General features: G+C 68.7%; 5 protein-coding genes and 2 pseudogenes. 4 read left to right on the forward strand and 3 right to left on the reverse strand.

Translation table 11 applies throughout. The features are described 5' to 3' along the window. Positions 1-185: 185 nt before the first annotated feature. The 3 genes and pseudogenes from ACFTXQ_RS36205 to ACFTXQ_RS36215 all read left to right on the forward strand — a co-directional run. The gene (locus tag ACFTXQ_RS36205) at positions 186-545 is read left to right on the forward strand and encodes a hypothetical protein (protein WP_382649820.1); all 360 of its coding nucleotides are present in this window, start codon (positions 186-188) and stop codon (positions 543-545) included. Then, positions 542-832: a hypothetical protein gene (locus tag ACFTXQ_RS36210; protein ID WP_382649822.1), complete on the forward strand. Its 291-nt coding sequence runs from the start codon at positions 542-544 to the stop codon at positions 830-832. Before ACFTXQ_RS36205 ends, ACFTXQ_RS36210 begins: the two co-directional genes overlap by 4 nt. 616 nt (positions 833-1,448) lie before the next feature. After that, positions 1,449-2,669: pseudogene (locus ACFTXQ_RS36215) on the forward strand (transposase); the annotation flags it as partial. 513 nt (positions 2,670-3,182) lie between these two features. Here ACFTXQ_RS36215 and ACFTXQ_RS36220 read toward each other — a convergent pair. Beyond that, positions 3,183-3,488 (reverse strand): hypothetical protein, encoded by a 306-nt coding sequence (locus ACFTXQ_RS36220; RefSeq protein WP_382649825.1) that lies wholly within the window; start codon positions 3,486-3,488, stop codon positions 3,183-3,185. A 470-nt stretch (positions 3,489-3,958) separates the two neighbouring features. Here ACFTXQ_RS36220 and ACFTXQ_RS36225 point away from each other — a divergent pair. Further along, positions 3,959-4,229 (forward strand): annotated as a pseudogene (locus ACFTXQ_RS36225) (DUF1330 domain-containing protein). A 388-nt stretch (positions 4,230-4,617) separates the two neighbouring features. Here the strand turns inward: ACFTXQ_RS36225 and ACFTXQ_RS36230 are convergent. Both ACFTXQ_RS36230 and ACFTXQ_RS36235 read right to left on the reverse strand, forming a co-directional pair. Then, positions 4,618-5,181 carry a hypothetical protein gene (locus tag ACFTXQ_RS36230; protein ID WP_382649831.1) on the reverse strand — a complete coding sequence of 188 codons (564 nt, stop codon included), beginning with the start codon at positions 5,179-5,181 and terminating at the stop codon, positions 4,618-4,620. A 234-nt stretch (positions 5,182-5,415) separates the two neighbouring features. Next, positions 5,416-5,757, reverse strand: a 342-nt coding sequence (locus ACFTXQ_RS36235) for a hypothetical protein (RefSeq protein ID WP_382649828.1), incomplete at its 5' end; no start/stop codon positions are given.

Consider the following 5,757-nt stretch of genomic DNA (forward strand, 5'->3'; position numbering starts at 1 on the left):
TAAGCCTTTCAGCGCCGATGGTACTGCAGGGGGGACCCTGTGGGAGAGTAGGACGCCGCCGAACAATCATTGCGGGAAGCCCCGCACCGAACCCTCAGGGGTCCGGTGCGGGGCTTTTCTGCGTTTACGGCCCGGCTGGCGGGGCCCGGCTGGGTATCCTGGCCGCGTTCCCCCTGGAGGACGCAATGACAGCAGCACAGCAGCTGGAAGACGGCGGCCCGCTCATCCCCCAGCCGGCCATGACGCGGGAGGCCCTGCGTGACGCCGTGCGCCGGATCGACATGGCCAACCTGGCCGTGCTCGACAAGGAATGCAACGAGGCGTTCGACCGTGCCGCGGAGACGGGCGCCATCAACCCCCTGCGCTTCTTCCTGATCAAGTGGGCCACACACGTGGCGATCCACCGCTGGCCGGCCCGCTCGGCAGCACTGCACGAGGCGGAACGGGTGGCCGGCGACCCGAACGCGTCGGAGGAAGAGTTCCGGGCCGCGATGGAAACGAGCAGCCGCATCCTGGCCGAGGCCCAGCGCGAGATCGGTCAGTGACGCCGAGGGGCGAAGGCGTAGAGAACGACACCGGCTGGGCCTGGGAGTGCGACCCGAGCCGCCTGTGGGTGCTCGGCGAAATGCCGCCGGAGCAACAGGCCCTCGTCGGCGCCGTCATGGACGGCCTGGTGGACCTGGCGGCGATGGCGATCGACCCCAAGGACGGCAGCCTCTACGAGGACCCGCACCCGATGCGGCTCCGTACGTACGAGGACGAGCACCTCATGCTCTGGTACCAGACCATCCCGCACCGCAGCCGCGTCTACCTGAAGCGCGTCAACCTCTGACGCGGGGTACCGCCGGCTGGTCGAGACCCAGCGCAGGCACGCGCCCGGCACCGGCCGCGGTCGGTCGTGGAGATCGTTCCTTCCGTCTGCGCCGGGTGCGATGGGCGCGTGTTCCTCGTGCTCGTTGACGATGCCGGTGTGCACTGGTTGCGGGGGCGGCGCGTTCATCGCGGATAGCGAGGAGCGCTGGAAGGAAGCGGATCCTGGCGAGGCCGGCTGCCCGTGCGGCAGCGAGGAGTGTTGGGCAGACCGTCGTTGTGCTGGCCGCGGCGTCCACCGCGTGTGCGGGGCGACAAGGTGTATTCGTCGCGCGCGAACCGCGCCTGTCTGCGACGGCGCAGAAGCCGCTGCACGATCCCGGACCCTGCCGATCAGGCTGGCCCACCGCAAGCGCCGGGGGGACGTCCGGTGGTCGGCCTCCGGCCTTCGACCGTGAGGACTACAAGTCCAGGCGCTCGGTCGAGTGCGGCATAGACAAGCCCTCAGCTTGCCGTTTAACCCGTGGCCTCGAACGGCGGCTCGTACTTGGTCGCTCACGCCGGGGAAATCGCCAGACGTGAGGCCAGCATCCGCCTGATCCTGTGGGCAGGGTGGCTGCGGCACGGAGGCCGGGATCGTGGAACTGGTCGGGCACGGGGTTCAACGAGACGCGTTCACGACGGTGACGGAGTTCCGGTCGGAGCTGTACGCGTGCCTGATATCGCGGGCGGACGCTCTGTTCGATCTGTGCGACGCGCTGGAGTGTACTGAAGGACCGGTCCGGACCCTCGTGGATCTGGCGCTTGCGCCGGAACACCGGCGCGGGCATGGAGCCTTGTACTCCGGGGTCAACCGGGGCCGGATCGATGTCGCCTGCCTTCGTCGTGCGCTGGCGAGTGTGCCACTGCCCCGGGCGAACGATGGTCGTCTGGTGCTGGCCGTGGACGTCTCGCCGTGGCTGCGACCGGATGCCGACACGTGCTCGGACCGCTCGTTCTGTCACACCTTCGGCCGCGGCCTGGGCAAGCACCAGATGGTGCCCGGCTGGCCGTACTCCATCGTCGCGGCGCTGGAAACGGGCCGGACCTCGTGGACCGTGCTGCTGGACGCGATCCGGCTGGAGTCCGGCGCGGACCTGGCCGCCGTCACGGCCGGTCAGGTCCGCGAGGTCGTCGAGCGCCTCGTCGCGGCTGGCCAGTTGCGGCCCGGCGACTTGGACGTCCTGGTCGTGCTGGACGCCGGCTACGACGCACCGCGCATCGCCCACCTTCTGGCTGACCTGCCCGTGGAAGAACTGGGCCGCCGCAGGGCGGCTTGGGGTGACCATGAGGGCCCCTTGCCGATCACCGAGGGCACCGTGATCCGGTTGACGGTTGCGAAGCTGCCGAGCGGCGGGGTGAGCAAGCCCGTCTGGCTCTGGTGGTCGCGCACCGGTGCGGGCCCCGAGGACGTGGACCGGTGCTGGCGGGCGTTCCTGCGAAGGTTCGACGTGGAGCACACGTTCCGCCTGCTCAAGCAGACGCTCGGCTGGACCCGCCCCAAGCTCCGGGACTCCGCCGCGGCCGACCGCTGGACCTGGCTCGTTCCGGCCGCACACACGAAGCTCCGCCTCGCCCGCCCACTCGCGCGGGACCTCCGCCGGCCGTGGGAACGGCCAGCGGAACCGAACAGACTCACCCCTGCCCGAGTACGCCGAGGGTTGAGAAACCTGCACGCGAAGACCGGCACGCCGGCCCGTGCACCGAAACCCAGTCGGCCCGGCCCCGGCCGCCCGCCCGGCTCGCCTACGACGTCGGACGCGTCCTCGCCACCGGCGAGTCCTACACCCGACCGGCCCACCACAAGGTCGGCACCAAACCCCGGAGAACTGGGCAACCGGCAGGTTGAGCTGCAACCCACCCCCACTGCCATGACCCCGACGATGTTGGATAGCCGCATGGTGAGACGCAAAAAGGAGAAGAAGAAGCGGCCCGAGTGGGGCATCCCGAAGGGGATCGTGCTGCTGGCGACGCCAGAGGGCTGGCGCTACAGCGTCCTCACCATGGACGGCGGCATGCTCTGCGGGCGTCTGGACGTGCCGATCAACACCGACCCACATGACGCGCGGGCCGCGGCGGCCCGGATGGTGACGGAACTCGCGCGCGACTTCCACGACACCGACGTCGAAGTGAGCTGGGATCCCCCTCAGGAGCCCTGGTCATGGACCGCTCAAGTCACCCCCACGGCCGGGGCCGAACCGGCTCCGCTGGACGCCGAAGGTTAGACGGCAAGCTCAGCGACTTCACGTACGTGGACGCCGCACCGAACCGCCACACCTGTGCATCACGCCCGAGCGGCCCCACAGCACACGGCGTGCACCCGTGCACGTGCCCTATCCGCCGAGGAGTCCGCTGCCGAAGTGGCCGAGAGCGTCGTCCGCGGTCTCGAAGATGCTGTTGCCGGCGGTGCCCATAGCGGTGTCGCCGAACACCCCTTCCCACACTTCGTCCGCGAGATCGTCGATGGCGATCTCGCTGGCGGTGCCGATGATGCCGTCGGCATCGTCGTCCCCGCTGTTCTGGGCGGTGTTGGCGGTGTGCGGGGCGTGGTTGGTGTGGGCGGAGGCTGCCGGTGCGGCGGCGAGGGCGGCGCACAGCAGGGCGGCTGTCGTGGCGGCGCGTGTGAATCGAGTGGTCATGCCTGGCCATCTGTTCCGGGTATGACGCGGTCACGCCGTGCAGGACCGGTTCACCCTCTGGACTTTCCCGGCCCGTCGGGGAGGGGCCTTCCGCACTGACAGCAACGCAGGGTCTTCCTGCTCACCACGCTTCCGGACTTCCCTCTGTGGCAGCTCCTGACCGTCCCGCCCGACCAGCCGTTCGGCGAGCGGTCACCGTGACCGTTCACCGAACGGCGAGCACCCACAACTCGATGGCAGAGAAGGCCCTTGACCAGGCCAAAAGGGGGGGTAGGAACAGGCACTCAGTCCAAGTGCCGGTCCCGCATGCCGTTCGGGCCGCGATCAGTCAGCGGGTTGAAGGGGAGGCGGGAGCGATGGGGGTTGCGTATCACCGGGCCGAGAGCGAGAACGGCGACCACATCGACGACCCCTCCGAGGACGCACTGTTCATGATCACCACTGCGGGCGTTCTGGGTAAGGTCCGCCCCATGACCGCTTACGTGATCGCAGACGTGCAGCTGACTGGTGATGCCGAGGAATTGGCCGAGTACCGGTCAAAGGTGGTTGCGACGCTCGAGCCGTACGGCGGCAGGTACCTCGCCCGGGCGGCGAGGTTGGGAGCCAGGGCAGATAGTCCTGGTGGAGTTCCCCGATCTGGCTGCAGCACGAGGCTGGAACGAGTCGGCGGAGTACCAGGCGATCGCACCTCTGCGTATCCGGAACACGGACAGCAAGAGACTGATCGTCCAGGGGCTCTGAACGTCAGGTTCTCCTGCTCCGGCGGATGCCCTTCTCGCTGCGGATGTGAGCGCGTTCCTTGTGCCAGGCGAGACGTCGGGGTGGATGCACGGTGTGGTTGCGGTGGTTGACGCCCCGCGGGGTCTCGTTGCCGACCGAGTAGAGCGGGCGCCGTGGGTGCGGCGGTAGGTGGCGGGGTGGCGCTCGGGGTGAGCGGCGGCGGACCGGCCGGGCCCGCCGACGGGGCGGATGGCGAGTGGCCCGAACTCGAACGAATGCAAGACCCGGTCCGGGAAGCGCTCCTGGTTGAGCAGGTGGGGACAGCCTCCAGCCCCGGCGCGGGCCCGGCACGCGGGGCCCTTCTCGTTCGGCCGGCCCGTGCGGCCGCCGCCGCTCGAGGCCAGCAGCATCACCGACGGCCGCCCGGGCGTCCTCGTCGGATCGGGTAGCCCCGTTGATGTCCATGCCCGTCCCGTGTCCCGTGCCGTTTTGCGTACGACCAGGTCACCGCGGTCATCAGGGCGGGGATGGCGAACAGCGGGGCGAAGGCGAGCCACCAGACGGTCAGTGCCGTGCCGCTCGACATGTACGTCTGGCTCTCGACGGTGAAAGCGACCACGAGTTGCCACAGGGCCACCAGGACCAGGACGCCCGAGGCGGTCCAGGCCAGGGTGGCGAGGGCCCGGGGACGGAGCGGCTGCCACCGGTCGCTGACGAGCAGCAGTGGAAACAGGGCCGCCAACTCGGCAAGTACGGAGAGGCCGACGACGTACGCGATGCCCCACCCCGGGATGTCGAAGACGTCGCGCAGCACCTGGTCGCTGTAGCCCACGTACACACCGGAGGCCATGGCGATGCGCCACAGACCGGAGGGGACCGCGCAGACGGCTATGGCGTGGGCGGCGCGGCGAGCCCAGGCCGGCGCGGGTGCGAAGGCGGGGAGGGGTGCGTTGGCTGTCGTCATGACGTAGATGCTGGCTTCCAACACAGCAGCCGCACATCGCCCGCTACGGCGGGCTGCCTCCCCCTGCCGGGGGAGGCGTGCGTCCTCGGCGGGGAGGACCTGAAGAGGAGGCCTACCAATCGCCCGACAGGCGGGGTCGTCCAGCCGCGTCCGTCGGTCGTCGTCTGGGTCCCCACGTGCCAGGGCGCCGATTTTGACACCTCCCAGGGACAGTTGTAGAGTCAAGCGGTTGCCTCGAACTGGTCAAGTTCGGCAGCCCCACCCCACAGGTAATTTCGTGTGGGGTGCACTCGACTCCTCATCCAGGAATCCGAAGCCGGGGAAATCCGGTGGAGAATCTCTGATAGAGTCGGAATCGCCGGAAAGGGAAAGCGCGAAAGCGCAGAACCTCGAAAGCACCGAGGAAATCGGACACGAAAGAGTCTGATAGAGTCGGAAACGCAAGACAGCAGAACGAAAGCCCGGAGGAAAGCCCGAGAGGGTGAGTACAAAGGAAGCGTCCGTTCCTTGAGAACTCAACAGCGTGCCAAAAATCAACGCCAGAAGTTGATACCCCGTCCACTTCGGTGGATGAGGTTCCTTTGA

This window comes from Streptomyces sp. NPDC057010 (assembly GCF_042673805.1).
In the GTDB taxonomy this organism is placed as follows: Bacteria; Actinomycetota; Actinomycetes; order Streptomycetales; family Streptomycetaceae; genus Streptomyces.